The organism is Neobacillus sp. B24 (assembly GCF_055381825.1).
Map to the genome: position 1 here is coordinate 4,989,526 of NZ_AP035777.1, position 26,279 is coordinate 5,015,804.

General features: G+C 42.3%; 21 protein-coding genes. 4 read left to right on the plus strand and 17 right to left on the minus strand.

Annotated elements, in window-relative coordinates:
• Positions 1-89 precede the first annotated feature (89 nt).
• The 12 genes from ACZ43M_RS24605 to ACZ43M_RS24660 all read right to left on the minus strand — a co-directional run bounded on the left by ACZ43M_RS24605 (position 90) and on the right by ACZ43M_RS24660 (position 17,702).
• Positions 90-1,904: an ABC transporter ATP-binding protein gene (locus ACZ43M_RS24605; RefSeq protein WP_464505156.1), complete on the minus strand. Its 1,815-nt coding sequence runs from the start codon at positions 1,902-1,904 to the stop codon at positions 90-92.
• 8 nt (positions 1,905-1,912) lie between these two features.
• Entirely contained in the window at positions 1,913-3,667 is a 1,755-nt protein-coding gene (locus tag ACZ43M_RS24610; RefSeq protein WP_464505157.1) for an ABC transporter ATP-binding protein, read from the minus strand.
• Between the two features lie 145 nt (positions 3,668-3,812).
• Positions 3,813-4,328: a DoxX family membrane protein gene (locus ACZ43M_RS24615; RefSeq protein ID WP_464505158.1), complete on the minus strand. Its 516-nt coding sequence runs from the start codon at positions 4,326-4,328 to the stop codon at positions 3,813-3,815.
• A 357-nt stretch (positions 4,329-4,685) separates the two neighbouring features.
• Positions 4,686-9,086 (minus strand): coiled-coil domain-containing protein, encoded by a 4,401-nt coding sequence (locus tag ACZ43M_RS24620; protein WP_464505159.1) that lies wholly within the window; start codon positions 9,084-9,086, stop codon positions 4,686-4,688.
• Positions 9,073-9,783: a DUF6063 family protein gene (locus ACZ43M_RS24625; protein ID WP_464505160.1), complete on the minus strand. Its 711-nt coding sequence runs from the start codon at positions 9,781-9,783 to the stop codon at positions 9,073-9,075. The genes ACZ43M_RS24620 and ACZ43M_RS24625 overlap by 14 nt, the downstream gene beginning before the upstream one ends.
• Complete coding sequence (locus ACZ43M_RS24630) at positions 9,776-11,389, minus strand: hypothetical protein (RefSeq protein WP_464505161.1); 1,614 nt, start codon at positions 11,387-11,389, stop codon at positions 9,776-9,778. Before ACZ43M_RS24630 ends, ACZ43M_RS24625 begins: the two co-directional genes overlap by 8 nt.
• A complete protein-coding gene (locus ACZ43M_RS24635; protein ID WP_464505162.1) occupies positions 11,390-12,421 on the minus strand; it encodes a hypothetical protein in 1,032 nt (343 codons plus the stop codon).
• A gap of 285 nt (positions 12,422-12,706) precedes the next feature.
• Complete coding sequence (locus ACZ43M_RS24640; RefSeq protein WP_464505164.1) at positions 12,707-13,945, minus strand: IS110 family RNA-guided transposase; 1,239 nt, start codon at positions 13,943-13,945, stop codon at positions 12,707-12,709.
• Between the two features lie 806 nt (positions 13,946-14,751).
• Positions 14,752-15,402, minus strand: a complete 651-nt coding sequence (locus ACZ43M_RS24645; protein WP_464505165.1) for an amino acid ABC transporter permease — start codon at positions 15,400-15,402, stop codon at positions 14,752-14,754.
• An 11-nt stretch (positions 15,403-15,413) separates the two neighbouring features.
• Positions 15,414-16,064 carry an amino acid ABC transporter permease gene (locus tag ACZ43M_RS24650; RefSeq protein WP_464505166.1) on the minus strand — a complete coding sequence of 217 codons (651 nt, stop codon included), beginning with the start codon at positions 16,062-16,064 and terminating at the stop codon, positions 15,414-15,416.
• A 73-nt stretch (positions 16,065-16,137) separates the two neighbouring features.
• A complete protein-coding gene (locus ACZ43M_RS24655; protein WP_464505167.1) occupies positions 16,138-16,953 on the minus strand; it encodes a transporter substrate-binding domain-containing protein in 816 nt (271 codons plus the stop codon).
• A 20-nt stretch (positions 16,954-16,973) separates the two neighbouring features.
• Positions 16,974-17,702, minus strand: coding sequence for an amino acid ABC transporter ATP-binding protein (locus ACZ43M_RS24660; protein WP_464505168.1), 729 nt, complete (start codon positions 17,700-17,702; stop codon positions 16,974-16,976).
• Positions 17,703-18,475: 773 nt separating this feature from the next.
• On the opposite strand from ACZ43M_RS24660, the gene ACZ43M_RS24665 reads away from it, so the two are divergent.
• From ACZ43M_RS24665 to ACZ43M_RS24680, 4 genes are all read left to right on the plus strand, one after another.
• Positions 18,476-18,958: a sigma-70 family RNA polymerase sigma factor gene (locus ACZ43M_RS24665; RefSeq protein ID WP_464505169.1), complete on the plus strand. Its 483-nt coding sequence runs from the start codon at positions 18,476-18,478 to the stop codon at positions 18,956-18,958.
• 387 nt (positions 18,959-19,345) lie between these two features.
• Entirely contained in the window at positions 19,346-20,230 is an 885-nt protein-coding gene (locus ACZ43M_RS24670; RefSeq protein WP_464505170.1) for a selenium metabolism-associated LysR family transcriptional regulator, read from the plus strand.
• A gap of 22 nt (positions 20,231-20,252) precedes the next feature.
• A complete protein-coding gene (locus ACZ43M_RS24675; protein ID WP_464505171.1) occupies positions 20,253-20,831 on the plus strand; it encodes a CD3073 family putative ECF transporter S component in 579 nt (192 codons plus the stop codon).
• Complete coding sequence (locus tag ACZ43M_RS24680) at positions 20,821-21,285, plus strand: CD3072 family TudS-related putative desulfidase (RefSeq protein WP_464505172.1); 465 nt, start codon at positions 20,821-20,823, stop codon at positions 21,283-21,285. Before ACZ43M_RS24675 ends, ACZ43M_RS24680 begins: the two co-directional genes overlap by 11 nt.
• A 349-nt stretch (positions 21,286-21,634) precedes the next feature.
• On the opposite strand, the gene ACZ43M_RS24685 is transcribed toward ACZ43M_RS24680, so the two are convergent.
• The 5 genes from ACZ43M_RS24685 to ACZ43M_RS24705 all read right to left on the minus strand — a co-directional run bounded on the left by ACZ43M_RS24685 (position 21,635) and on the right by ACZ43M_RS24705 (position 26,262).
• Entirely contained in the window at positions 21,635-22,624 is a 990-nt protein-coding gene (locus ACZ43M_RS24685; protein ID WP_464505173.1) for a DUF3231 family protein, read from the minus strand.
• Positions 22,625-22,794: 170 nt separating this feature from the next.
• Positions 22,795-23,310 (minus strand): DoxX family membrane protein, encoded by a 516-nt coding sequence (locus ACZ43M_RS24690; RefSeq protein ID WP_464505174.1) that lies wholly within the window; start codon positions 23,308-23,310, stop codon positions 22,795-22,797.
• A gap of 397 nt (positions 23,311-23,707) precedes the next feature.
• Positions 23,708-24,448 (minus strand): ABC transporter ATP-binding protein, encoded by a 741-nt coding sequence (locus ACZ43M_RS24695; protein ID WP_464505175.1) that lies wholly within the window; start codon positions 24,446-24,448, stop codon positions 23,708-23,710.
• A 22-nt stretch (positions 24,449-24,470) separates the two neighbouring features.
• Positions 24,471-25,247: an aliphatic sulfonate ABC transporter permease SsuC gene (gene ssuC, locus ACZ43M_RS24700; RefSeq protein WP_464505176.1), complete on the minus strand. Its 777-nt coding sequence runs from the start codon at positions 25,245-25,247 to the stop codon at positions 24,471-24,473.
• 4 nt (positions 25,248-25,251) lie between these two features.
• Positions 25,252-26,262 carry an aliphatic sulfonate ABC transporter substrate-binding protein gene (locus ACZ43M_RS24705; protein ID WP_464505177.1) on the minus strand — a complete coding sequence of 337 codons (1,011 nt, stop codon included), beginning with the start codon at positions 26,260-26,262 and terminating at the stop codon, positions 25,252-25,254.
• Positions 26,263-26,279 lie beyond the last annotated feature (17 nt).

Genomic DNA, 26,279 nt, shown 5'->3' on the forward strand with positions numbered 1-26,279 from the left:
ACAAAAGTCATAAAAAAAGCAGGGGCGGTTTTCAGCCGCTTTCGCGAGAACCCTCCCCTGCTTCAAATCTAGCAAAAACACTATCAATCTCACCCAATCATTTTGTACTGCGCCTTCACCAATTCATAATAAACTCCCTTTGTTCTCATCAGGGTGTCGTGATTTCCCTGTTCAAGAATATTGCCGTGGTCGAGAACAATGATGTTATCTGCTTCTCTGATGGTGGATAACCGGTGAGCAATCATGATGGCCGTTCTTCCCTTTAGTAACGTTCTTAATGCCTGTTGAATTCTCACTTCTGTTTCTGTGTCAATACTGGCAGTTGCTTCATCCAAAATAATAATGCTCGGATCTGCCAGAAGGGCCCTTGCAAATGAAAGAAGCTGGCGTTCCCCGACAGATAGCACATTCCCCCGCTCCTCCACCTCTGTGTGATAGCCATTTGCCAACTTGCGAATAAATGAATCTGCCCCTACCGCTTTCGCCGCGGCCATCACATCCTCATCACTTGCGGCCGGGTTACCAAAACGAATGTTTTCCATAATACTTCCTGAAAAAATAAACGTTTCCTGCAGGACCACACTAATTTGCGAACGTAAACCTGGGATGGACAAGTCTTGAATGGGGTGACCGTCAATTTTGACAGCACCGGCAGTAGCATCATAAAAGCGGCTCACCAGGTTCGCAATCGTCGTTTTCCCTGAGCCCGTGTGGCCGACAAGCGCTGTTGTTTCCCCTGCACTGATGGAAAAAGAAACACCGTTCAACGCCTTTCTTGTGGCATCGTAGGAAAACTCCACCTTCTCAAAATCAATTTGCCCTTTGATGGCTGGGAGCACCAGCGGCTTGGCTGCCTCTTTTACAATCGGCTGTTCATCCAAAAACTCGAAGATCCGCTCCGAAGAGGCCATCCCAATCAGCAGTTGATTATACACCTGCCCCAGCCTCGAAATTGGTTCCCAGAACATGCCGAGATAGAAAGCAAACGAAACGAATTCCCCGATGGTACATTCCCGATTGGCCACAAGTACGGCACCATAGCAAATTAAAATCACGGTTCCCACGGCATTGGTCATTTCCACAATCGGGCCAAACATGGCGTTTTTCCTGACTGCCTGTTTCCAGGTATTAAAGTTTTCCTGATTCATCCCTTTAAAGAACTCTGTGTTTTCCTTTTCCTGCGTAAAGGTCTGCGTCACCCGAATTCCCTGAATGCTTTCATTTAAGTGGGAGTTAATCCTAGCCTGAATGAGCCGGACCTGCTGCCAGGACTGGCGGATTTTTTTTCGCAGGCTGGTCGAAATAAAAAACATAATCGGTAAAATGACCATAATCGCAATCGTCAGCTTTACGTTTAACGAAAATAAGATAATAATCGTGGCAAACAATAGCAGGAAATCCATTAATAGATTAATAACCCCGTTTGTAAACAGCTCCTGCAGGGAGTTAATGTCATTCATGATCCGCACCAGAATCGACCCGGCTGAGCGCTTATCAAAAAACCGATGGGAGAGGGATTGAACGTGGGTAAATAAATGCTTGCGTAAATCATAAATAACGTTCTGGCCAAGTCGATTCATCCAGCGAATCCGTAAGGCATTAACGGCATAGGACACCATGTACAATCCCAGAATGATAGACACAAGCTGCACCAACAGTGTGGTATCTTTGTTAATAATCGCCCGATCCAGCGTGTACACACCAATCAAAATGGGAATAAGCAGCCGGACAGTTGTTGATATAACCACCGTTAAAAACGAAAGCGGGAGCAAATTTTTCGAATAGGGTTTGACATATTGCAATAGACGCCACATTTGCCCCCAGTTAAATGGTTTATCAATCAGTTGATCTTGAGAGTAATGGAACCGCTCCAGCGTCAGCCTTTTTCGTTGTTTCTTTTCCATGCTGTCACCTACCTTACTGCCTTTTGCATGATAGCTTTATGATCTTGATATTGAATGTTATAAATTTTTCGATAGGCACCACCATAAGCCAGCAGCCCGTCATGTGTTCCCCGCTCGATGATGGAGCCTTGATCCAGCACCAGAATCTCATCTGCATGCTGCAGTGAGGAAATCCGGTGTGCAATAATAAAGGTTGTTCTGCCCTTCATGACTTCCTTTAGCGCTTGCTGGATTTGATACTCCGTTTCCATATCGACGGCACTTGTGGCATCGTCCAAAATAAGAATCGCCGGATTGGTACAAATCGCACGGGCAATGGCAATTCGCTGCTTCTGCCCCCCGGACAGGCCCATTCCCCTTTCCCCAAGCAGCGTGTCATAGCCATAAGGCAGCTCCATAATAAACTCATGAGCATCGGCCCGTTTGGCTGCATCGATAATTTCTTCCATTGTCGCATCAGGTCTTCCGTAGGCGATATTTGCTTTGATCGTCGAGGAAAAAAGGAAGGTTTCCTGTAAGACAACCCCGACTTGTGATCGCAGGGTTTTCAAACTATATTCACTAATCAAACGGTCATCGATGAGGATATCTCCGCCTGTCGGTTCATAAAACCGCGACATCAGCTGTATCACACTTGTTTTGCCCGAACCGGTCGCCCCAATTAACCCTATGGTGGTGCCTGGCGGCGCATCAAAGCTGATTTGACTCAACGCATTCTTCTCCTCATTGGGATACTGGAACGTCACATGACGAAACACCACATGCCCGGCTATTTTCTCGTCCCGTTTGGCATTTTTTCTATCAGTAATCGTTTCTTCTGCTTCCAACACTTCCAACAGTCTCTCACCGGAAGCTTTCGCCTGTGAGAACATATTAATCGTAAAGCCGAGGTTCATAATCGGCCATAGAATATACCAAACCAAACTGTAAAAAGCGACCAGCTCACCTGGCTGCAGGCGCCCGATGATCACTTGATAGCCTCCGAAAGCCAATAAAGCTACCACCGAGATATTGCCAATCAGCTCCATCAACGGAAAATATTTAGACCAAATCGAAGCTGTATGCAGCTGCTTGGCCCGATAGTCTTGATTGAATCCAGTAAACCGCTCAATCTCAACCCCTTCCTTCGACAGCGCTTTAACCGTATGAATCCCGCTTAGATTTTCCTGAACTTTGGTATTTAACCGGCCGAATGATTCACGGATTCCCCGGAAGGCGGGGTGAACATTTTGGTCGAATTTGTACACGACGATACTGATAAAAGGCAGGATCGCAAAGGTGACCAAGGTAAGCGGAACAGAATAGTACAGCATCACGCACAAACTCGCGCCGACTTGAATCACAAAGCGGAGCACCTCCGAAAACCCAAAGGCGACAAAATGTCGAAATCCTTCCACATCAGCCGTCAGGCGTGACATTAAATCCCCTGTCTTGGCGTTATCATAATAACTAAACGATAGGCGCTGCAGCTTTTCATATAGCGCATTCCTTAGTTGGTAAACCGACTTGATCCCGAACAAATCGGCAAAATAATGCTGAATAAAGGTCGAAACCGCTTTGACAGCCATAACTGAGAAAAACGCTAAAGCAATCCACGGCACCCAGCCATATTGCCCGCCAAGCACCACTTCATCAATTGTCATCTGCAATATAATCGGATAAACAACGGTAATACCGGCCGCAATCAACATAAACAACAGCGACCATACAAAGTCCCGCTTAAATGGAAGATAAAACGACTTTAATTTTTTTAAAATTAACATGTTTTCCTCCCTAAATAAAAATGCATGCTTTACATCATATAGCAGGGACTTGCTTAATATTTCGGTTATTTGCAGTAAATTTCGGTTTGCTAAATATACTTTGAAACAAAAAAAGCCAGGAGAACTTTGTCCCCTGGCCTTCTCTTTATGCAGTTGTTCTTGTTGCACTTTTTTCATTGTTGAGTTTTACAGTCTTGCGGATGAATGGAATTACCCAGCGGTCTAAGCCGTAACGGCCGGCGTTGTAGCCTGCAGCCAAGATGATGAAGCCTAAGAATATGTCTGTTGGGTTATGAGATACGGTTCCAGCCAAGAAGAATGAGAAGTTCATCACTAAGCCGAAGAACATCGCTGCTGTGGTTAAGCAGCCTAACAATAAACCTAGACCAATTAATGTTTCACCGACAGGAACGACGATGTTGAAAATATCTACATTTGGAAGTGCGAAACCTTTAAGGAATTCTACATACCAGCCGTAAACTACGGCGCCATCAGGACCTTTTACAGGATTAGCGGTAACACCTTTTAGGAAGCCTGCAGCATCAAACCCGCCTGTTAATTTATGAATACCTGCTGTGAACCAAGAATAACCGAGATATAAACGAATCACTAGTAATAGTGCAGCTGAAATCTTATTTTCTCTTAAAAATTTGTTGAACATTTTTGTTTCCCCCTTATTTTTTCTTGCTCCGTATTAATGTTTGCTCCTTACATTTACAATATAATCGATACTCCTTATTAACAACATAGTCGTAGTGTTAAGTTCACAAAGTGTTAATAATGGTTTGACAGAAGTTTGAACAGCCGGCCAGATGGTGTTTTCCAAGTTGATTTTACCATTTAGGTTGCAGTATCAGATTAGCAGTAATCAGAGTGACCGCGTCATAACGCAAGTAGAAAAATAAGGGGTGATCTTGGTTCATTGCCTTGCATAAAGGGAAAAGCACTGGTAGCAGCCTTGAATGAACAGCGCAAACAAATAGGAAGCAGTCTCAAACTGCTCCCCTGCTTCCTCTTCCTAAAGGAGACTCATCTGTTCTCCCTCTTCCACCTTGAACACCGCTTTTTCCAGTCTTTCATCTTTCTCAATTGCAGCATTTTGTTTCACTTGCTGCTTTAATTGAAGGTACTCGCTAGTACCGAACACATTTTGTCGTATTTTGAGCATGTAAATCAAGTTAAAGCAATTGAGAATTGAATTTTGCTTTAGGTCTGTCAAACAAATTAGTTGGGTATTGTACTTCTTGGCGATTTGAAACAGCGGTTTCAACAAGTGCTCGGAGGATATGGGACCAAACGGGTTATCCATGATGAGCACCTTGGTGTCTCGATTCCGCTGATAATCATCAGTAACCTTCATGCTTGTCCTTGTATATGACATAAGCGCCACAATAACCGCAAAAAAGGATACAAACCGCTCTCCGCCAGAGTTCTCCTTCATCACCTGTTCCCAAGACTTATACGTACTGTTATGAGCGTTAATATCAATCTTATAGGCATAAATTTTCATCTTTCCAAGGTCGGAAAGGATATTCAATAGTTCCTTCGTAGACATATACCGGCTGATTTTCTTACGGATCTCTTCAATCTTTTTGTCCTCTTTCATATCCTGCTTAATGATGCTGATACAACTCTCGACATAGGCTTGCATCTTTGAACGATTCTCAGTTTCTGTCTCACTGAGGGGCTCCATGTTAATCTTGAGCATCGGAATGGGCCGATTTCTGTCCTCCAAGCGAATCGATGAATTCTCCGTGATTTTTTGAATTTCATCAAAAACCTGTTTACCCTGAAGATAGCTATGGTGAACCAAATCCTGCTTATTTTTTTCAATATTTGATAACAGCTCTTCGAAAACCCTAATCAGCTTGACAAGCGCTTCCTTATTAAGGAGCATTCTTTCGCCAAGATAATAATATTTATCCCGGTCGCTCTGGGCCCCTTGCATCAGCGGTTCCCAGCCTGCCAAAATGTTCTCTAGGTGGTTGTTCTTGCTTCTATATTGCGCGTTTAACTTACTGTAAATAAGCTTTATATTGTTCTCATACTTAGTATTTTCTTTTTGAAGATTGGTAAATGTGCCTAAGTGGTTTTGATAATCCTGCTCCACATCGATCTGTACTTCGTAACGAGTATTTACCTCAAAGAGCTCAACCTGAATTTTCCCTTCAATCCTAGTCGCAACATGTTCATATCCTTTAGAGACATTGCCTATTTCTTTTATTTTCCCTTTTGAAAAAGAAATCTGAGCATTCTCAGCAATTCTTCTGGTGGAGAAATTCAGCTTGATTCGGCCAGGCTCTAATGGGGCTTCTGCCAACTTCTTAACCTCTTGCTCGGCTGCAAATAGTGTTCCCTTAGCTTCTCGCAAATCACCATCTGCCTTCCAATAATGCTGTTCCTTTCCTTTTACCTCTGTTTCTAATTCACGCACTTGGGAATTAAGAGCAAAATACCTATCCTCGTTGAACTCAACTTGGATATACTGGCTCTCCTCCAAAGGAAGGACAGACAAGTCAGCTTTCTTGCCGCGCAGTTCCTTCTTCTTATCTTCCAAATCGTTCTCTAATCGACTCAAATCAGAAGTAATTTGGCTCTTTAGAACCTGTAGACGTTCTTCTAATACGTCCACATCTTCTTTAAGGAGAGTGGAATCCACAGCAGATTGATATTTAGCATACTTGATTTCTTTTTCCTTTTTCTGACGATTGCAACGTTCCTGTTCAATAAGCAATTTTTCTTTTCTAGAAGTTAGATTTGTTCTCTCATCCAAAAGCCTTTTCTTTTCAATTTCCAATCGTGAAAGAGCAACCTCATAATCCTTATACTTTTGTTGGTCAAGAACATACAACTCATTGTCTTGAAAAAATTCAATCGCCAGTTCTTTCCGTTTACCCTCTGTTTCAAGTTGATGCTTAATTTCTTCAATCCGATGAGAACTTTGATTTATTTCTTCTAAAAGGCTCCTTTGATAACCTTGTAGTCCCTCTAGTTCATCTTGAAGTTCCTTAATTTCAAACCTTAATTTTTTTCTTGAGTTTTCTAAGCTATAGAGATAATTTTCATCAAAAACAAACTGCTTTAAGAGCTGCTGGTCCTCTCTCACTGTTTCCAATTGTTCACGGTAGTGACTTTGTTGTTCCTCTACCTGAACTAATTCCCTGAGTAATTCAGCTAAATAACTTTCTAGGTTGTCTGCATCAATCATTCGTTCATCGTAGAGACATAGGATATTTAGTTTTTCTTCAAGTGAAACCAACCTTCCATTAACTGCAAAGCTTTGATTTACAGTCTTATATGAAAGGACTGGCACCATTTGATGCACCGGAAATCCAGTACCAGATTTTACCTTTTCCAAATCTTCATCATATATAAGAAAAGCATAAGGCAGGATAGGATTTTGCTTCACTAACTCTTTCCGGATGGCTGCACTTTGTTTCCTAAGATAATTCTCACCCGTCTCAAAATCAATATCCTCATTAATGAGCCATTGTCTAAATTCATTGGACACGTGGAGTGTCCCATTTTGCAGCGCAGTAATGGTTTCATTTAGTGAATGATATTCAAACTGAAGCTCCCTCTCAATTTTCTCCAATTCTCGTATCTTCACAATCAATAACGATTGTGTTTCTTGCTGTTGAAATCTCTTATTGTAATCGAAATGATACCTTGCAAAAACAGGCTTAAGAGCTGTCTCCAAATCATTATATGCGACGATTCGCTCGTCTAATTTTGCTAGATTTACTGTATGCATACTTTCAGATTTCCGAAGATCCCTCTCCTTTTCCTTGGCTTCCTGCAATTTTTGATTGTCTGTTTCAATTAATTCATGAAGCTGAGACACTTCAGTCTTTAAATTTGCAATTTTCATTTCTAGTGCTTGAAGAAATTCATCCTGGTAGGTTTGTTCAATTTCACCTAACAAGTTCCTTTCATATTCCAAACCAAGTTCTGAGCGAATTCTTGGCTCCACTTTTTCAAATTGTTTAATTTTACTTTTTAGCTCGCCTTGAGCACCAGCCAGTTTCTTGTTCTCTTCATCGACCTTCTTTATTTTCTCTTCCAATTCACTAGAAGTTATCGTTAGCTTTGAGATTTCACTTCCAACCTCAGCTTCTTTTTGCTGTAAGTCTACAACCAACTGCTGATAGCCAATCTTAAGGGAATATTCTAAGTTCTGAATCTCTTGGTTATGGTCATCATTGGAACGAATCTTTTCGATTTCTGTTTCCAAGCCCGCTATTCTTCTACCTATAATTTTAATATTTCCATATTCTCTAGCCGCCTGTTGCACAAGCACTGCCAGCTTTGTTTCATCTAGATTAGATTTTGCTGCCTTCAACTTGCGTTCTTCTACTAGAACGCTTTCTGTTAATTCATCTACTCTCACTACCGCATCATGATAATCCTTCGACCGCTCTTCTAAATCAATTCTCTTTAATTCTTGCTCACTGTTCAAAACGGCTTCATTAAAACGGTGGATTTCCTTTTTCATCTCTTCCACTTGTGCTATTAAAAAATAATACATCCCAGCCAGTGTACGTTCAGCCTCACGTTCCCGATCCAACGACCCAAGCAAATCATTAAGTTTCCCAATGAACTCATCGGACTTCCCCAAGAATTCCTGATACAAATCCTTCTCATAGATAAACTGCTCGTTCCGGATCATTTCCTCTACCAGGTTCTCGAGCATCTGCTCCAGCTTCTTCTGGTCGGTTTCGTCCTTATGGACAACCTTTTCGATCGACTTTAAGATCCAGTCATTCATCAATTGCTGTGAGGTCTTGCATTTTTCAAAAATCTCGATAACGCCGCCCTCGGACTCATTGATTTTAAGCACAATCGACTTCCATTCATCCTGAAAAATATTAAAGCTTTCCAGGTGTTTGCGGTAGTCCGCACCTTCTTCCTCCGAAAAAAAAGTAACATTCTCCTTTCCTTTTCCTGTAAGAAGCCTGCGGACCTCTTTAATGTCTTCAATAAATATCTTTGAATCGGACTGTTTCACCAGCGGAATATGTTCAAGGTCAAAACCATTCGCCTCGCGGTAATGGGAGGTAAAGGTGAAGTACTTGAGGGCATTGTTCGCCTCATCGTGGTCGCGGACCTGACTTTCCCGGTTGGCCAGCCCAATCCCGGTAAGCAGATAGCCCCCCTGGTCCTCCAGCTTCCATTCCAGCAAAATGTACGAAGGCGCCTTCTTTCCTTTAAAGAAATCCTCCATCCTTCGGCTCATCAGCCGCGTCTTCGGAAGGATTGGCTGCAGAAGAAGCTGGACGAGAACACTCTTGCCGCCGCCATTCTTCAAGCTAAGCAGCGCATTCTCCCCTTGGAAAAAATCAAACGTTTCATCAACAATATTTCGATGGTGATTATTGTAGGAAAAATTAATAATCCGAATCCGATTAATTTGCGGCATGATGACCCTCCTCGGCAAAAATCTGATTGATTTCAGCAATCCGGCTGTCATTTAAAAAATAATACGTCATTAAATCATCCAACTTCTTCGTCGTCCGAATCTCTTTCTTATCATCCATTAACCGAATCAGCTTCTCTTGCTCCAATAAGCTGAAGATTCGAAGGACCGTTCCATACTTGGTCGACCGCTTATTCTCTTCATGGACAATTTTCTGGTCCCAAACCTCGGCAATACTGATAAGATTGATGCACAATTCCTCTTCCCGTTTCATCATGTCCTCTGGATTCTGTTTTAACACACCGGCAAAGCGCTGATCGAGTTCTTCAATGAACGTCTCTATCCGAATGAACTCCCGTTGCTTCGGGTTCTTATTTTTCCCGCCATAAAATAGGAACAACAGAAACATGGTGATGTAATAGGATAGATAAACATCGCTCAAGCGGCTATTAGATCCCATCCGTTCCCGGAAATCCTTGTTCTTGAATCCAAGTAAACTATTATCATAGTTAGGAAGCAGATAGATGGTATTGTTAATCTTAATGATTTTGCAGTCCATCTCCTCTTCAAACTCCCCAAGCACTTCCTGCACCTCCGAATTTAAGTACTCAATGAACAGATCACTATGGCTTTCCCGGTCTAATTGACCCTGTTCAAGAAGAATCCTGAAAATTTGCACCCCTGTCTTTACATTACTCACTGCGAGTTTCCACCTTTATGTTAAAATTAGATATCTCAATTTTTTCCACGATACTTAGACCATCTTGACTGGTCCTTTTCATCTCGACCTCTAACAGCTGGTCATCGTCCCTGATTAACTCCAGCCTTCTAATCCCAGTTATATATTCATGCTGACTAAGGAGCTGAGAGAAACAGTATTCCAGGTTCAATTCCTCCGACAGGTTCATGACCACCTTATCCCCACGGTTTCTCCATGCTTCCATGTCAATATGGCCGATATCATAGAGCTTTAACATCGTGGTGAACAGCAGCCGGTCTTCGCTCAGACGCTGGTATAGTTCCGGTTCCTCCTGAAGGGTACCGATGAAATCCCCCAAGGTACATTGATTGCCATTTTTCAAGACAAACTGAAACAGATAGTCCAAAATGTCGATGTAGATTTCATTGACTCGCTCTATTTTCTTCTGCTCATAGTCCTCGGACAATGGTTCCTGGTCCACCGACTTCGTTGTCTCCTCTTCCTCCAGTTTCATCATTCCTTGAGGTTCATAGATGCTGCGAATATTTAGATTTTGATAGATATTGGGCAGAAACAACGGGTTCAATAGCTTCCAAAAATGATCGACTCGATCAGCATGCTGCTCCATTCTTTTCAAAATTGCTTCTTCTAAATCAAACCGGTTTTCCATGCTATAAATAAAGGAATCCCCAATCGTATCAATATACACCTTTGACAAGCTTTGCCGGCTAAGGATTAAATCCCTTTGCTCACTGAGCGTGGCTTTAATATTTTGATTGATTTGCTTGATTTCGGTTTGGGCCTTTTTCAAGGTTTCGTCCAGCTTCAGGTTCATTTCATATTCCTGGCGGATTTTGTCCTCCGATTTCCGGGCCATCTCCATAATTTCGTTGAGCAAGTCATATTCCTCATTCAACAATTCGTATGTACTATTCATGAGCCTTTCAAATTCCTCAATATCAACGTCATGAATATTCTCTTTTATTTTTTGCAAGAATAATTGAATCTCTTTCTTCTTTTGCCGCACCATTTGAATTAGGTTTTGACTCTGTCCATGCGCCTTTTTAAAATTCTTCCGTTTAATTAATTCTTTCAGTTTTAACTCTTCAATGGTGATTTGAATCTCCTGATCGATCTCTTTTGTCCGGAATAGAAAATCGTAGCCTTGATCGGTAAGGAAATAGGTAATCTTGTAATCCCCATTAACTTCCTGGACACGGTCAGCAATCAACCGAATCGTAAGGTTCTTTTGTGTTTCATTCTCATAATCAATCGTTTCAAAGTGATAGGCAACGCCCTCGTTTTGGAGGACATTTTTTAAAAGATAGTTTGTCAGCATGCTCAGCTGCTTCCGGTCCAGTTCCAAGCCGTAATGCTTGGGTAGAATCGCTTGGATAAAGAGCAGTATATGTTCACTATCACAGTCGCTGTCTTCCGCGAGTGTTTTTTCCATGATATAGAGAAGTACCGAGAAAATGAGATTGATGAAATCATTGCCCTTAAACAGCTTCTCGATTTCCATATTTCGATTCTTTCGATTTACAATCGATTCGACAATCCCGACAATCTCCATCCGTTTGTCAAATCCCTCTAAATATTGATACATCTATTTGTCCGACCCTTCCATCATCTTGTCTTTCAGTAGCGAATAATTTAAGATTTCTTGAGGGATATAGCGGCCTTTTTCGAGAATTTGCTTGATTTCATCCACTTCTTGGCTGCTAAAATTTTCAAGAAACTCATCGATGTTGATCTTCTTTTGACCAGCCTTTGTTTCCGGTAACAGGAACTTTGCCGATTCCTTAAGCATCCAGGAATATAACTCCGTGCTAAGATGGATCCGCAGTTCCGGATTATGGCTGACGAGGATTTGGTAGATATCAATTCCCTCATAATCCAAATCCCCAAAATAATAGTATGTATTCGTACTTCCGGCGAAGAGCCCGTCATACTCCTTGAAACGATTGCTCCGTGAGATGATTTTCTTCCCTTCTCCATACAGAAGCACGTGATAATGACGAAACAGATGGTTCAGTCCCTCCTCACGCATAATCTTGCGCAAACCGAACCAAGTATCCTTATTCTCGATGATTAAGATATTCATTTCTTTTGCTTTTGAAAAATGGTATTCAAAAAATGGCTCTGGGGTTTCATAATAGTTGAGAAGCGATAAGTCCCAGTCATTAAATTGAAAAATAGTTTGGATGACGCTCTTTTCTTTTAGCAGCTTTTCTACCCCCCAAATCTGAAAGGAACGTTCGTTAACCGACATCGGTGAATCCAGCAGGTTCTCATGTTCCCATAGAAACTTGCTGAGACTGTCGATTTCGTTTTGGTATTTTAAGTACATGGCAGGCTGCTTCGCATATTTGGAATGATTAAATGCAGGATGGAGCAGTTTGATTTCTTCTAAAGTAGTGGAGTAGTCTGCTTCCGGTCTAAGAATTCTATATTTATTATATAAAGAGGGCCTTCTTCCATTTGTCTTACTGGCCTTCACCGGCTCTAATTGCTTTTCCCCCACAAGGCCATTGACCATATCAGCCAGTTCAGGATAGCTGCAGGGTCCCGCCAGTTTCGTTAATTGTTCAATAGTTATCGTTTTATAGTCATAATCTGCTAGCTTCTTCTTTAACAAAACATACACCTCTTCGACAAACCTACTATTACTATTTTAACCTAATAAACTCCTAGGGATACAATTATTTGGAAGGTGAGGACTGTACTGTTTTGCAAGATATTACTCGATGTTTTACTATAAAGTGTTTCCCTTGGCCAAACTAATCAAAACCAGCTAATAGTTTGTCAACATTTTTCAGTAAAAAGTTAAAAATACACGTGTTATACTAAAAATAAGCATGCCAAATAACCTTCCCTCACTACTATACTGGAAGGTTTTGTTTTATTTAGTTATATATAGGATTTAATCCATATCATGGAAATTTGTTTTGCTTTTTAGTAAGGCATAAATCCAATGTAATAACTTATTAACACAGGCAATGACAGCTACTCTATAAGGTTTTCCTTCGTCTCGCTTTTTGTCATAAAAAGCTCTTAACCTTTTGTTACGTGGGATGATTTCTTCTGTTGTTTTCTTCCTACGAGAATCACGTATCCCACTTTGAACTGCCAGATATAAAGCATGTCTGAGCCTGATAGAACCTCGTTTAGTGATACGGTTTTTCGAGGCGGTAAATTTACCTGAGGAATAAACACTTGGATCGACTCCTGCGAATGCTATCAGCTTTTTTGCGTGATTAAACCGATCTATCTCTCCAATTTCGGAAATAATCGTGGCGGCGATTTTTTCTCCGATCCCAGGGATAGACTGGATAATCTTATTTTCTTCAAATTCTTTAGCTAGGGCATCTATTTCTGCTTGTAATTTCGATAGATGCTCTTGGTATTGAAGAATTATATTTGCCAGTATTTCGATATTGATAATATGACTCTGATATAAGTTTTTTTGAAACGGGTTACGAAGGGCCGCATTTCTTAATGCTTGGGCCTTTTCTTTTGCCCATTTTTTCGAGCGACTATGGCACAGTGAGGTAATCTTAGCTGCTATTTCACACTCGCTTGCACTTAACACCGCTTCAGAAGTTGGAAAAGCTAGAAGAGTAAGCAATGAAACCTTTGAAAATAAACTCCCGAATACACCTTTAAACTCAGGAAAAACCTGATCCAAAATAGCGTGAAATTGTAACTTTGTTTGAGCTGCTACTTCAGCTAAAGACTCTTGTTGCCTTGTAAGATTTCGAAGGTTTAAAAGTTGTATTCCACGCTTTTTGTGGGGCTCTAATTCCTCTTTATAATACAATTCACATAAATGGTAAGCATCAATCGCATCCGTTTTTACCTTTCTAAGACTTGAACTTTTAGCTCTATGAGAAATAAGTGGGTTCACAATAATATAGACATAGTTCTGTTCCTCCAAAAAATGAACAACAGGAGTATGATAATGACCTGTCGATTCCAACACAACCGAAGGTTGATGACCACCTGTTATTTTTTCAAGTTCTTTAAGGAATCTCAATAACTTCCCCAGGCCATCAAGATTATGTTTAAAACTAAATCCCTTACGATACGGTTTCCCCTTATCTAAAAAGCCCTGAACTTGGCTTTCCCCATTTGCTACATCCAGACCTACGACTGGATTCATGACTTAATCTCCCCCTCCAAAATATAGTATTAGTCGGTAACCCCTAAAGCTCCTTGTAATGTCATAGGTTCGCTTGTTAAACGGGATCTGCGTCCCAACCAGCCCGAAACATGTTCATACAAGTAGGGGGTGAACAGTTTTGATTTCGGGATCAAGTCCCACGTTTGAGCCGTTCTACCCCGACTACCGCTATAATAAGACTAATAAGAAAAAGGTCAACCAGAAAAATCTGGCTAACCTTATATTACGAAACGTTTTGATTAAACAGGGTGAAAACCTTGCTGCCAATGAATTGTTTTTTATTTGCTAAAATATATCAATGTCTACGGATGCAAAAAAAGGAGGCAGTGAAATTACCCCCTGCTTCCTTACATAGTCTCATCGAATGGTATCATATCGAACTTTTCACATAGTGATTTAACCATGTCGATATAAGTTGCCTTTGCAATTTTTTAAATCATTTGCTTGCAAATAAAAGTTAAAGTCCCTTTCACACAGTTACACCCGGACCTATTTTGGTCCTAACTTGAAAGGGACTTTTTTGGGATATGTAATTTGGGTTATGCTCATTGGGTTATTTATTTGCGCGGTTTCAACGTTTATTTGTGGGGATGGTGCTTTTATTTGCGATTTTCGCCATTTCATTTGCGAAATTTCCCTTTTTATTTGCGACAACCTATGTGTCTCGCCGGAAATGGCTTCAAAAGATTTACCAGCTCGCCAAAGCAATGTAAGAAAGAACGGCCCCCTGCATCCTCCTAAGCAAAGGAGCCACGAGAACCGTCCCCCCGGCTCCCGTGGCTCACTTACGCTTGCTTGCTTTCCAGTCTGCGTGCTACTAATGACAGGCAGTAGTTGACGATGAAGTACATGAATGCTACGAGGACGAAGACTGGTATGATGAAGTTTACATTTTGGGCATAGATGATTTGCGCATTATGCATGAATTCCGGCAGGGCGATGATGACACATAGGGACGTGTCTTTCAATAATGAGATAAATTGGCTGACGATCGGAGGGATCATTCTCCGAAGCGCTTGCGGCATCACAATATGCCGTAACGTTTGGATGTAGGTTAACCCTGATGACCGTGCTGCTTCAATTTGGCCTTTATCGATGGAATTCAACCCGCCGCGGACAATCTCCGCCAGCATCGCCGATTCAAATACCGTTAAAGCGGATATCGCTGCAGCCGTGACGCTTAGCTTGAGTCCGACTTCCGGAAGCGCGAAAAAGGTAAAGAAGATAATCAGCAGCAGCGGCATATTCCGAATCGTTTCGATCACGACAGCCACAACTTTTGAGACAACCGGAATCTTGGCAAACCGCAACGTTCCTAACAGAATACCAATAACAAAACTTAGGATAATCGAAATAAAGGCAATGTATAACGTCACCCATAAACCTTCGGCGAGGAATTTTAAATGATCGGCTGAAAGTGCTCCTGCAATATCCATAATTCCCCTCCTTAATTTCTAGCCAGGCGTTTTTCCAAATAGCCAACGCCAAGACTTAGTGGTATGGTCAACACAAGATAGAATAATGCGACAAAAATATACACATCAAAGGTAACGAAAGTGGTGGAGGAAACAATATCACCAAAGTACATTAAATCCAGCCCGGCAATGATACCTAAAATGGATGAGTTTTTTACAAGATTAATAAACTGGTTGCCAATTGGCGGGATCACGATTTTGATCGCTTGCGGCAAGATAATCGTCCTCATCGCCTGAATATAAGTAAGGCCCGATGACCTAGCTGCCTCCATTTGCCCTTTCGGAACAGATTGGATGCCCGCTCGAATCGCTTCGGCAATAAACGACGCTGTATAAATGGAAAGGGCAATCGTCCCTGCAACAAAACCGGTCAACGTAACGCCAACAGCAGGAAGACCGACATAGAAGAAGAAGGCAATGATAAGAAGAGGAATGTTTCGAATAAACTCCACATACGCGGTTCCAATCCAGTTTAACGGTTTGATTGGGGCAATTCTCATTACGGCAACAATCACACCAATGACAAAGCTCCCAACCAGGCCGATGAGACTGGCAAATATCGTATTTTTAAAGCCTTCTAAATATGTATCGAGATTATCGACCAGAATAGAAAAATCAATCATCTTGATTTCCCCCCTTTTTCATAAGAAGTGGTCAGGATGGGCACTACCGCGCCCATCCTGATATCACTAGATGTTAGTTGTTTTTGATCCATTTATCATGGATTTCGTCATACTTTCCATTGTCCTTCAGCTTCTTCAAAGCGTCATTGATGGCATCAACTAATTCTTTATTGCCTTTTTTAACAGCAATTCCGTAAGGCTCTTCTGTAAAAGTACCGCCTACTAATGTGTAGCTTGGATCTTGGTCAACCATTCCATATAGGATAGAGTCGTCCGTTGTTAATGCATCCCCTTGACCAGACTTTAAGGCTGTGAACGCTTCTGTATAGTTTTCAAACTCCAAAACAGTGGTATCTGGTGCTTTTTCACGAATGTTTACTGCGGATGTGGAGCCTTTAACCGCAAGAACCTTCGTCCCCTTTTTCAGATCATCAAGGCCTTTGATTGGGCTTCCTTTTTTAACAAGCAAGGATTGACCTGCATCAAAGTAGACGTCAGAGAAGTCAACTTCTTTTTTGCGCTCTTCAGAAATCGTCATCGTGGCAACGATCATATCGATATCGCCATTGTTTAACATCGGGATACGAGTTTTGGAGGTAACCTCTTTAAACTCAATCTTTTTCTCGTCACCGACAATTTCTTTGGCCAATTCTTTTGAAATATCAATATCAAAACCTTCGACTTCACCGCTGGATGGGTTCTTAAGACCAAAAAGTCTTGTATCGAATTTTACACCGACAACAATTTTGTCCTTGTCTTTAATTTGCTCCAGCGCATTTTTAGATGCTGAACCTGAAGCTGCTTCATCGTCTTTGCCGCATGCTGCCAGCAGCATCGATGCCGATAATAAAAGTGCACCGGCAAGTTTCATTGTTTTACTCTTAAACATGTAAATCCCCCTTAGTTCTTTTAATGATTTAAAATACGGCTAAGAAATACGCGTGCTCTTTCTTCTTTTGGATTCGCGTAAAAATCAGCCGGTTTTCCCTCTTCAAGAATTCTCCCCTGGTCCATAAAGATAATCCGGTCGGCCACTTCTTTGGCAAAGCCCATCTCATGGGTAACGACGACCATCGTCATCCCTTCCTTCGCCAAATTTTTCATAACATCAAGTACTTCCCCAATCATTTCAGGGTCGAGTGCCGATGTCGGCTCATCGAACAGCATAATCTCAGGCTTCATCGCCAATCCCCTGGCAATCGCCACCCGCTGCTGCTGGCCTCCAGACAGCTGGGATGGAAATGAATTTGCCTTATCTGGAATCCCTACTTTTTCCAAATAATATCTGGCTGTTTTCTCCGCTTCCTCTTTTGACTGTTTTAGCACCATGGTCGGTGCTATCGTGATGTTATCCAGCACGGTTTTATGCGGATATAAGTTAAAATGTTGAAAAACCATACCGATATTACGTCTTAGCTCATTGATGTTTGTTTTTTTGTCATTTACTTTCACACCATTAACCGTCAATTCGCCATCCGTGATGGTTTCCAAGTGATTAATGCAGCGGAGCAGCGTACTTTTCCCCGACCCCGAAGGACCGATGACCACGACCACTTCTCCCTTTTGAATTTCGAGATTAATATCTTTGAGAACATGAAAGTCCCCATAATACTTGTTAACAGAATCAAACCGAATCATGCCAAACCACCTCCACGTTGTACTCTACCTATGTAAAAAACCATAAACTTTGTAGAAAAATGCATACTTTTGACTAAATTTAAAATAAAGTGTCAACTTATAACTACAATTAATATACTACAATTCATTTTATAAATAGTAAATATCAATTAAGAAATTTATGAATATTAAAAAAGAGGGAAGGACCATGGGGGGACCATGGGGACGGTTCTCTTGGTCCCTGCGAGAATGTCCCCTCATTTATCCATTGCTTTCCAAAACAAAGATGAGAGCCAAGGGAATCCAAGTCCTCCGGCATTCTGGAAGCATAGCAGTATCCCCGCCTTCCATGGTTCTACCGGGTTTTTCGCCACTAATGGCGCCACTAGAAGCAGGAAATTTGACTATGGATGTCGAATTACTTGTACAAAAACTTTAAAACTTCCTGCTTACTCAGGCAATCAAAAATTTTGCGATAATTCCTTAGAAGTAATTCCTTTAGATTAAAATTCCGTTTACTTATAAAGTGCTTCGAAACTTGAGCAAAACTTCCGATTGCCTATATTAGAACCGTCCCCGTGGTCCCGCCGAGCCCATTTCAAATTCATAGCAAATCTGACTCAAATCGCAAAAAAACGCTTCAAAAAGTAATTTTAAACGCAAATTTCGCTAGTTTTGTATTGTTTTGGGCGCCAAAAGTGAAAAAGGGCAGTTCGATAGAATCGGCTTTTCCCGATATGGTAGAGGTACCCGGGAATACATGGCAAAGCGCGCTTTCCTGAAAGGGACTACCTTTGGAAAGTTTTGAACAGTTAGCAGAGCAGTACAAGCCGATGATTCACAAAATTATCAACTCACTTCATATTTATAGGAACCAGGATGAATTTTACCAAAATGGCCTCATTTCACTGTGGGAGGCCAGCATCCGCTTTGACCCCAGCAAGGGGAACTTTACAAACTATGCCTATACCTATATTAAAGGCAGCTTGCTGAAGCAGTTGGACAAAGAATTCAGGTACCAGCAAAGGAGTATCTGTCCGAGTGAGGAGTTCTGGGAGAATACGGGCGAGTACCATACAGACAACCCATTAGAAGCGGAAATCCTTCAATCCTACTGTGAAACCATGACACCAAACCAGCGAAAATGGATGTTCTATACCATCATGGATGATTTATCAGTAAAGGAAATCGCCAAAAGGGAAAATATATCGGTATCGGCGGTCAAACTGTGGCGTAAGGGAGCACGGGAGAAGGCGAAAGGATTAGTGTTGAAGTAGAAAGAACCATGGGGACGGTTCTACTGGTTCCGGCACCACCAGAAGCAGGAAATTTGACTATGGATGTCGAATTACTTGTACAAAAACTTTAAAACTTCCTGCTTACTCAGGCAATCAAAAATTTTGCGATAATTCCTTAGAAGTAATTCCTTTAGATTAAAATTCCGTTTACTTATAAAGTGCTTCGAAACTTGAGCAAAACTTCCGATTGCCTATATTAGAACCGTCCCCATGGAGCCCCCCTGGAGCCACCAAACATACTTCTACCCTTTTACCAAAATCGTCAAAAATCAGGATATGAATTCCAGTTTTGGTCTGGTAAAATAGTGCTATATAAAATTTTTAAATAATAAATATAAAAAATACTAATATTCTAGGAGCAAGCATATGAATCTAAATAAACTTCAGGCATTAATATTGGTTGTGGAAAAGGGCAGTTTTTCCGAAGCGGCAGCAGCGCTCAACAGTTCCCAGCCGGCTATTAGCCTCAAGATTAAAAGTTTAGAAGAGGACCTCGGTCAAGTCTTACTCGACCGTGGAGTATCTGGGTTGAAACCAACGGCTGCTGGGACTTTAGTTTACCAGGCAGCAAAAGAATTAGCACAGCGATGGCGGAAACTCGAAGATGATTTGCTAGGCTTTCAAGACACGTTAACCGGAAGTTTAACGATAGGCGCCAGCACCATTCCAGGTACGTACCTCGTTCCCGGTTTGTTGAAGACCTTTCGCGATCAGTTTCCAAAGGTGGAGGTATCCATCGACATCAATGATTCGGAAGTCACGCTAAGAAAACTGCTTGACCAACAAGTAGATGCCGCCATCGTGGGGATGAAGCCAGATTCTGCGAAAATAAGGTCCACACTAATTACATATGACTCGCTTGTGTTAATCACACCGAATGAGCACCCGCTCACCCACACCCTTGAGCCCAATTTCATCGAGCTGCCCCACTATGAATTTGTCGTCCGCGAAAGTGGTTCTGGCACCAGAAAGAGAATGGAAGAATTTTTGGCGGGGCTTGGGCTTGAAGTAACAGATTTAAAAATTGGCTTATCCATCGGGAGCACGGAGGGAGTGATTGCCGCTGTCGAAGCCGGGCTTGGGGTCAGCTTTATTTCAAAACTGGCCGCACTCCCCGCCGTGAAGGCGAATCGCGTGCAAATGATCGAAAACATTGATCCGATTCAACGCAGCTTTTATTTTACTACCCTAAAAGAAGCAGAAAATCGCCCGATTATCAAAGAGTTTACAGATTTATTATTTAAAAAATAATCATGAAAAGGGAGAGGAACACATGAAAACAAGCAAAACGATGATTTTAACCTATTCTGCAATGGGAATCGCCTTAAACGTCATTTTAGGGACCGTTGTTTCGGCCATGAAAATTCCGTTGTTATTCCTGGACAGTATTGGAACAGTATTAGTGGCCGTTTTATTCGGCCCATGGTGGGGAGCGTTAGCGGGGGCGTTGACGAATGTCGTGCTCGGGATTACAACAGGACCATCTGCTATTTTCTTTGGACTTGTGAACGTGGCCATTGCCTTGGTAGTTGGCTATATGGCGAAGAAATTCGATTTTACCAAATGGTATATTGCACTAATTACTGGACTTATTTTATCAGTCATTGCCCCATTAATCGGCACACCGATTGCCGTTGCCGTGTATGGCGGCTTGAATGGCAGCGGGATGGATTTAGTGGTGCTTTGGGCTAGGGCTGCCGGTGAAAGTGTGTTTGCTTCCACATTTATTTCGCGAATTACCGGAAACTTTGTTGATAAAATTGTCACCTGCCTGCTCGTCATGTTCATGATCACAAGGCTGCCTAATTTTTCAAAACTGATTAAGAAAAAGGAGAACCGGCATGCAGCGTAGCAAACAGATTCTCATAGTCTCTCATTGTATATTAAATCAGAATACCGTCATTCCAGAGGAAGCCCGTGCAGAGGGAGCGATTTTTTCAGTGGTGGAATGGGCGATGAAGCAAGGCTACGGATTCCTCCAGCTCCCTTGTCCGGAATTTACGTTCCTAGGATTAGACCGGCCGTCGATGACATACGAGCAATACAATACGCCGGAATACCGGAAGCACTGCCGTGAAATTTTGCAGTCCGTCCTATGGCAGGCAGAGGATTACCTGAAAAACGGTTATGAAATTGCCGGAATCCTAGGCATCCAAAGCAGCCCCTCCTGCGACCCAACACGCGGCATCTATATCGAAGAACTCACCGCCATGTTCGCCGAAAAAGGCATTAACCTCAAAACACTCTGGTACTTGCCCAACACCAGCGAACCAGTCTTTAACGGTGACAAACATTTTGTAAAGTGAGGGAACCATGGGGACGGTTCTAATATAGGCAATCGGAAGTTTTGCTCAAGTTTCGAAGCACTTTATAAGTAAACGGAATTTTAATCTAAAGGAATTACTTCTAAGGAATTATCGCAAAATTTTTGATTGCCTGAGTAAGCAGGAAGTTTTAAAGTTTTTGTACAAGTAATTCGACATCCATAGTCAAATTTCCTGCTTCTCCTGGTTCCTAGCCATGGGACCACAAGAACCGTCCCCCTGGTCCCATCAATCACTGGACTTAGGGCTGATAAAGAGTCCTATTCTAATGACTGCTACGAACATTTGCATACTCCTTACTTTTTTCTATTTAGCTTGCCATACTTCCCAATCATTTAGACTCAGGCTGTTTTTCTAGCCATCCATGTTTAACCATAATATTGTAGGAAATGGCCCCAGCCTCCATGGCATGGGCAAATACCTTGCTATAGTTTAAGATTATATCCGACCGTAAACTGGAACCTAGCGATGCACCATAATAAGTAAGAGCAGCATTGACCAAAAACCCCGCGTGAAACATGATTAACTTGTCAGAAAAGGGACTTACAGTAGAATCGGTAATCTCATCATCCCACTTCTCAGGTATTAGTAACTTATCCTCCTGTAAAATCACATCAAAGCTTTGAGCATCTTTCCCTGCCAATGTAACGTTTTTTAACATAAAATCGCGAACATCTTCACGCACCGCAACCTGACTAAAGGCTAAACTTAACGACCTGATAAATCCAGTTTTTGTTGAATTAAAGAAAAGGGTACTGATTTCAGAACTATTGAGCGGTCTCTTGTCCCCGATTAAATTCGAAATAAATCCTGGCGATTCCATAAACTTCACGCCTTGAGGAGAAGGAATCGATGGAACGCTTGTATATTTTGGCTGGTTTACTGCCAATCTCAATATTTTTTGGAATAATTCCTTAGATGAAACCGTACATTCGAAAAAATAATGTTGAATGTCCTGCCGCTCCGCGTTTGTCATCGCCAAGCTATAGGCAGTCACCCCATGAATGGTCATAATATAGGAATAAAAAAGTAAAAACTGGTCCGAAAACAAACGAGGGGCATTTACATTCACATCATTCTCCGTAAATCCTCGAGGGATTTGGAAGTTAGCACTATTTAAGAATTCGGTGATTTTTGTAATATGGCTTTCTGCTAACTGTAATGCATTTAGTAGAATGGGTTTGATCTCTATGTCTTTAACAATGTTAAGAAAATATTTGTAAACACAAATGGCCATACTATCACCCATATATTGCAGCCAAAGAGCGGATACTTCCGCAGCGGTCAATTTGTTTGGTTTTGTTTTATCGAAAATACCCAAGAAATTCCCTCCACTTTTTCCAGTTGTTTAACTGAGATTATTTTATGGTATTGGGTTGGAAGTATACGGATAAATATAGATGATTGATGAATGGGTCTTTGGTACGGTAATATGAAAATATTCTTCCTGAAGCAAAAAAAAGCCAGGAGAATCATCCCCTGGCCTTCTCTTTATGCAGTTGTCTTTGTTGCACCTTTGTCATTATTTAGCTTTGCAGTTTTGCGGATGAATGGAACCACCCAGCGGTCTAAGCCGTAACGGCCGGCGTTGTAGCCTGCTGCCAAGATGATGAAGCCTAAGAGGATATCTGTTGGGTTATGAGATACGGTTCCAGCCATGAAGAATGAAAAGTTCATTACTAAGCCGAAGAACATTGCCGCTGTGGTTAAGCAGCCTAGCAGTAAGCCCAAACCGATAAGTGTTTCACCGACAGGAACGACGATGTTGAAAATATCTACATTTGGAAGTGCGAAGCCTTTAAGGAATTCTACATACCAGCCATAAACCACGGCGCCATCAGGACCTTTTACAGGATTAGCGGTAACACCTTTTAGGAAGCCGGCAGCATCGAACCCGTCTGTTAATTTATGAATACCTGCTGTGAACCAAGAATAACCAAGATATAAACGAATCACTAGTAATAGTGCAGCTGAAATCTTATTTTCTCTTAAAAATTTGTTGAACATTTTTGTTTCCCCCTTATTTTTTCTTGCTCCGTATTAATGTTTGCTCCTTACATTTACAATATATTGGATTTTCTCTATTAGCACCATAGTCGTAGTGTTATGTTCACAAAGTGTTAATAATGGTTTGACTAAAATTTGAACAACGGCTAAATAGCGTTTTCCGAATGCTATACGGTGATTGAAAACGAACAAAAGCCCGACTAGCGCTAGTCGGGCCTTTTTAGGAAAAAAACAGTGAGAAAACGTTATGAGAAAATTCATTAGAAAAGGGAAGTGCAAAAAACACCTCCCTTCCCAGTCTTATAAGCTTAAAATGTGATCCGGTGGGGAGAAATTATCAGTTTCATCATCCTCACACCTATGTGTTGTAACTCACCATCACTATCTGAAAACGAAACTAAGTATGCATTACCCGCCGAATTACCTTCGTCTCCAGTTCGGACACATGATGGTCCTCCCGCTCCCTCGGACGTTCAATCTCAACAGGCAGGTCCATGGCAATTTTGCCTTTCTCCAGCAAGAGAATGCGGTCAGCCAAGGAAATAGCTTCGGCAACATCATGGGTAACAAGAAACGCAGTAAATCGATGTTCATGCCACAGCTTTAAGATGAGCTGGTGCATTTCCAAACGAGTAAAGGCATCCAGTGCGCCCAGCGGCTCGTCAAGCAATAACAGCTTGGGCCGGCTGATTAACGCCCGTGCCAGCGATACCCGCTGCTTTTGCCCGCCCGACAACACATGCGGCCACTCATTTTCACGGCCCTTCAGCCCCACCTGCTCCAGCATCCCCAATGCCTGTTTTCGCTTTTCTTCCTTTGATAAAGACGACTGATCATTCAGGCCAATCTCCACATTTTCGACCACCGTCATCCACGGCAGCAGCCGCGATTCCTGGAACATGACCCGAACCTCCGGGTTGATCCCCTTAATCGTCTGCTGATTCAACTGAATATCCCCCGTTGTCGGCTCATCCAGACCGGCCAACAACCGTAAGAATGTACTCTTCCCGCAGCCGCTGCGTCCGACGATCGAAATAAATTCTCCCTGCTGCACCGTCAAGTCGAGCTTTTCCAGGACCGCCACGCTGCCAAATGACTTCGAAATCTGCGATACCTGAAGACCTGCTCCTTGTTCCATGTGTGATTCACCTACCTCAAACCTATTTCTGTTTTGCATAGCTTGGATGCCATTTCAACGTCTTTTCCTCGATCCATTTCGCCAGCACATCGGCGAGCTTCCCGAGCAACGCATAAATTATGATACTTAAGATGATGACATCCGTCTTCATGAATTCCCGGGCGTTCATCGCCATGTACCCAATCCCTGAATCCGATGCAATCGTTTCGGCGACGATTAACGTCAGCCACATCAATCCCAACGCATAGCGCAAGCCAACGAAAATAGATGGCAGTGCCCCCGGCAGGATAATTTTTCGAAAAAGCTCCCAGGAACGAAGTCCATACACGCGGCCCATTTCGATTAATACACGGTCAACGGTCCGAATCCCATGGTAGGTATTCACATAGATCGGGAACAGGACCCCGAGTGCTACTAGAAAAATCTTGGCGGTTTCGCCAATTCCAAGCCAAATGATAATCAGCGGAATTAACGCTAGATGCGGGACATTCCGAATCATTTGGATCGTCGAATCAAAAAACTTGCCCGCGAACGGAAATAATCCATTAATCAGTCCTAAAATAAACCCAATGCCGCCGCCGATAAGCAGCCCGACCAGCGCCCGATACGTACTGATGCCAAGATGGTGAAGCAAGATACCGGATTGCAGCTCCTCTATGAACGTTTGAACGATGACGGTTGGGGCCGGAAACAATCGGGACGGGATCCATTCACTGCTTGAGGCGATTTGCCACAGGATTAGCAGCACCACTGGCAGAACCCACGGAACGATTCCTTCCATTGTCTTAGTCTTCTTCATTGATCTATTTCACACTTTCCGGCAGCCATTTAGGGTCTTTTGTAATCGAATTGGAAACGGAAACTTCTTTTTCAATTAAGCCTTCTTGTAAAAATGTATCAGCAATATCTTGCTGCTCTGCGGCCACTTCATCTGTGATTTCTTGAACGCCAAAGGTGCGGCGGTCAATCGTCTTCTCCAACGCCTTCACTGGAATGCCGAGAGCATCAGCCAGCATTTTGGCCACTTCTTTCTTGTTTTCGTTTGCCCATTGGTCGGATTTATTTAACTCTTCCAAAATCGTTTTCAACACATCACTATGATTCTTTGAAAAATCTTCTGTCGCAAACAGGTAAGTTCGGTTGTTGGTGTAACCTTCGCCGTTAATCAAGATTTTTGGATTGACGTCATCCTGCAGCACCGCCAAGAACGGGTCCCAGAAACCTAAGGCGTCAACACGCTTTGATTCGAACGCAGCGCGGCCTTCAGAGGCATCCTTTACCCAAGCAAATTCAACATCCTTTGTTGTTAGTCCCTCTTTTTGCAGGGCTTTCATGAGTAAATAATGGGAGTTCCACCCTTTACCAATCGCAATCTTTTTGCCTTTTAAGTCTTTGACTGTCTTGATATTGGAATCGCCTTGAACAATAATTGCCAGACCTTCCGGATTTGGATGTTCGGATGCAACGTATACAAGCGGCATACCTGATGCTTGAGCAAATACAGCATTTGCATCTGCAGCATGGCCGAAGTCAATATTATTGGTGTTCAGAGCCTCGAGCAGAGCACCGCCTGTAGGCATTTCCACCCATTCTACTTTAATATTTTGTTTCTCCAACGCTTTGTCCAGGTTGCCGCGTGATTTTAGGATATGTAGAATATTCCCTTTTTGAAATCCAATTTTTACCGTTTCTGCAGGCGTGTCGGATTTTGTTGCTTCCCCTGCTGTTTTTGAAGACGATTCTGGCTTTGTATTGCAGGCTGCAAGTGCAAAAACCATCAGAATACCTACTAGCCAAATAAGTCCTTTCTTCATGTTGTTTCCCCCTCTGT

Coding starts and splice junctions, on each gene's coding strand:
- ACZ43M_RS24605 (WP_464505156.1), bottom strand. CDS start 1,904: ATGGAAAAGAAACAACGAAAAAGGCTGACGCTGGAGCGGTTCCATTAC.
- ACZ43M_RS24610 (WP_464505157.1), bottom strand. CDS start 3,667: ATGTTAATTTTAAAAAAATTAAAGTCGTTTTATCTTCCATTTAAGCGG.
- ACZ43M_RS24615 (WP_464505158.1), bottom strand. CDS start 4,328: ATGTTCAACAAATTTTTAAGAGAAAATAAGATTTCAGCTGCACTATTA.
- ACZ43M_RS24620 (WP_464505159.1), bottom strand. CDS start 9,086: ATGCCGCAAATTAATCGGATTCGGATTATTAATTTTTCCTACAATAAT.
- ACZ43M_RS24630 (WP_464505161.1), bottom strand. CDS start 11,389: ATGTATCAATATTTAGAGGGATTTGACAAACGGATGGAGATTGTCGGG.
- ACZ43M_RS24640 (WP_464505164.1), bottom strand. CDS start 13,945: ATGAATCCAGTCGTAGGTCTGGATGTAGCAAATGGGGAAAGCCAAGTT.
- ACZ43M_RS24645 (WP_464505165.1), bottom strand. CDS start 15,402: ATGGATATTGCAGGAGCACTTTCAGCCGATCATTTAAAATTCCTCGCC.
- ACZ43M_RS24650 (WP_464505166.1), bottom strand. CDS start 16,064: ATGATTGATTTTTCTATTCTGGTCGATAATCTCGATACATATTTAGAA.
- ACZ43M_RS24655 (WP_464505167.1), bottom strand. CDS start 16,953: ATGTTTAAGAGTAAAACAATGAAACTTGCCGGTGCACTTTTATTATCG.
- ACZ43M_RS24660 (WP_464505168.1), bottom strand. CDS start 17,702: ATGATTCGGTTTGATTCTGTTAACAAGTATTATGGGGACTTTCATGTT.
- ACZ43M_RS24670 (WP_464505170.1), top strand. CDS start 19,346: ATGAATCTAAATAAACTTCAGGCATTAATATTGGTTGTGGAAAAGGGC.
- ACZ43M_RS24675 (WP_464505171.1), top strand. CDS start 20,253: ATGAAAACAAGCAAAACGATGATTTTAACCTATTCTGCAATGGGAATC.
- ACZ43M_RS24680 (WP_464505172.1), top strand. CDS start 20,821: ATGCAGCGTAGCAAACAGATTCTCATAGTCTCTCATTGTATATTAAAT.
- ACZ43M_RS24690 (WP_464505174.1), bottom strand. CDS start 23,310: ATGTTCAACAAATTTTTAAGAGAAAATAAGATTTCAGCTGCACTATTA.
- ACZ43M_RS24695 (WP_464505175.1), bottom strand. CDS start 24,448: ATGGAACAAGGAGCAGGTCTTCAGGTATCGCAGATTTCGAAGTCATTT.
- ssuC (WP_464505176.1), bottom strand. CDS start 25,247: ATGAAGAAGACTAAGACAATGGAAGGAATCGTTCCGTGGGTTCTGCCA.
- ACZ43M_RS24705 (WP_464505177.1), bottom strand. CDS start 26,262: ATGAAGAAAGGACTTATTTGGCTAGTAGGTATTCTGATGGTTTTTGCA.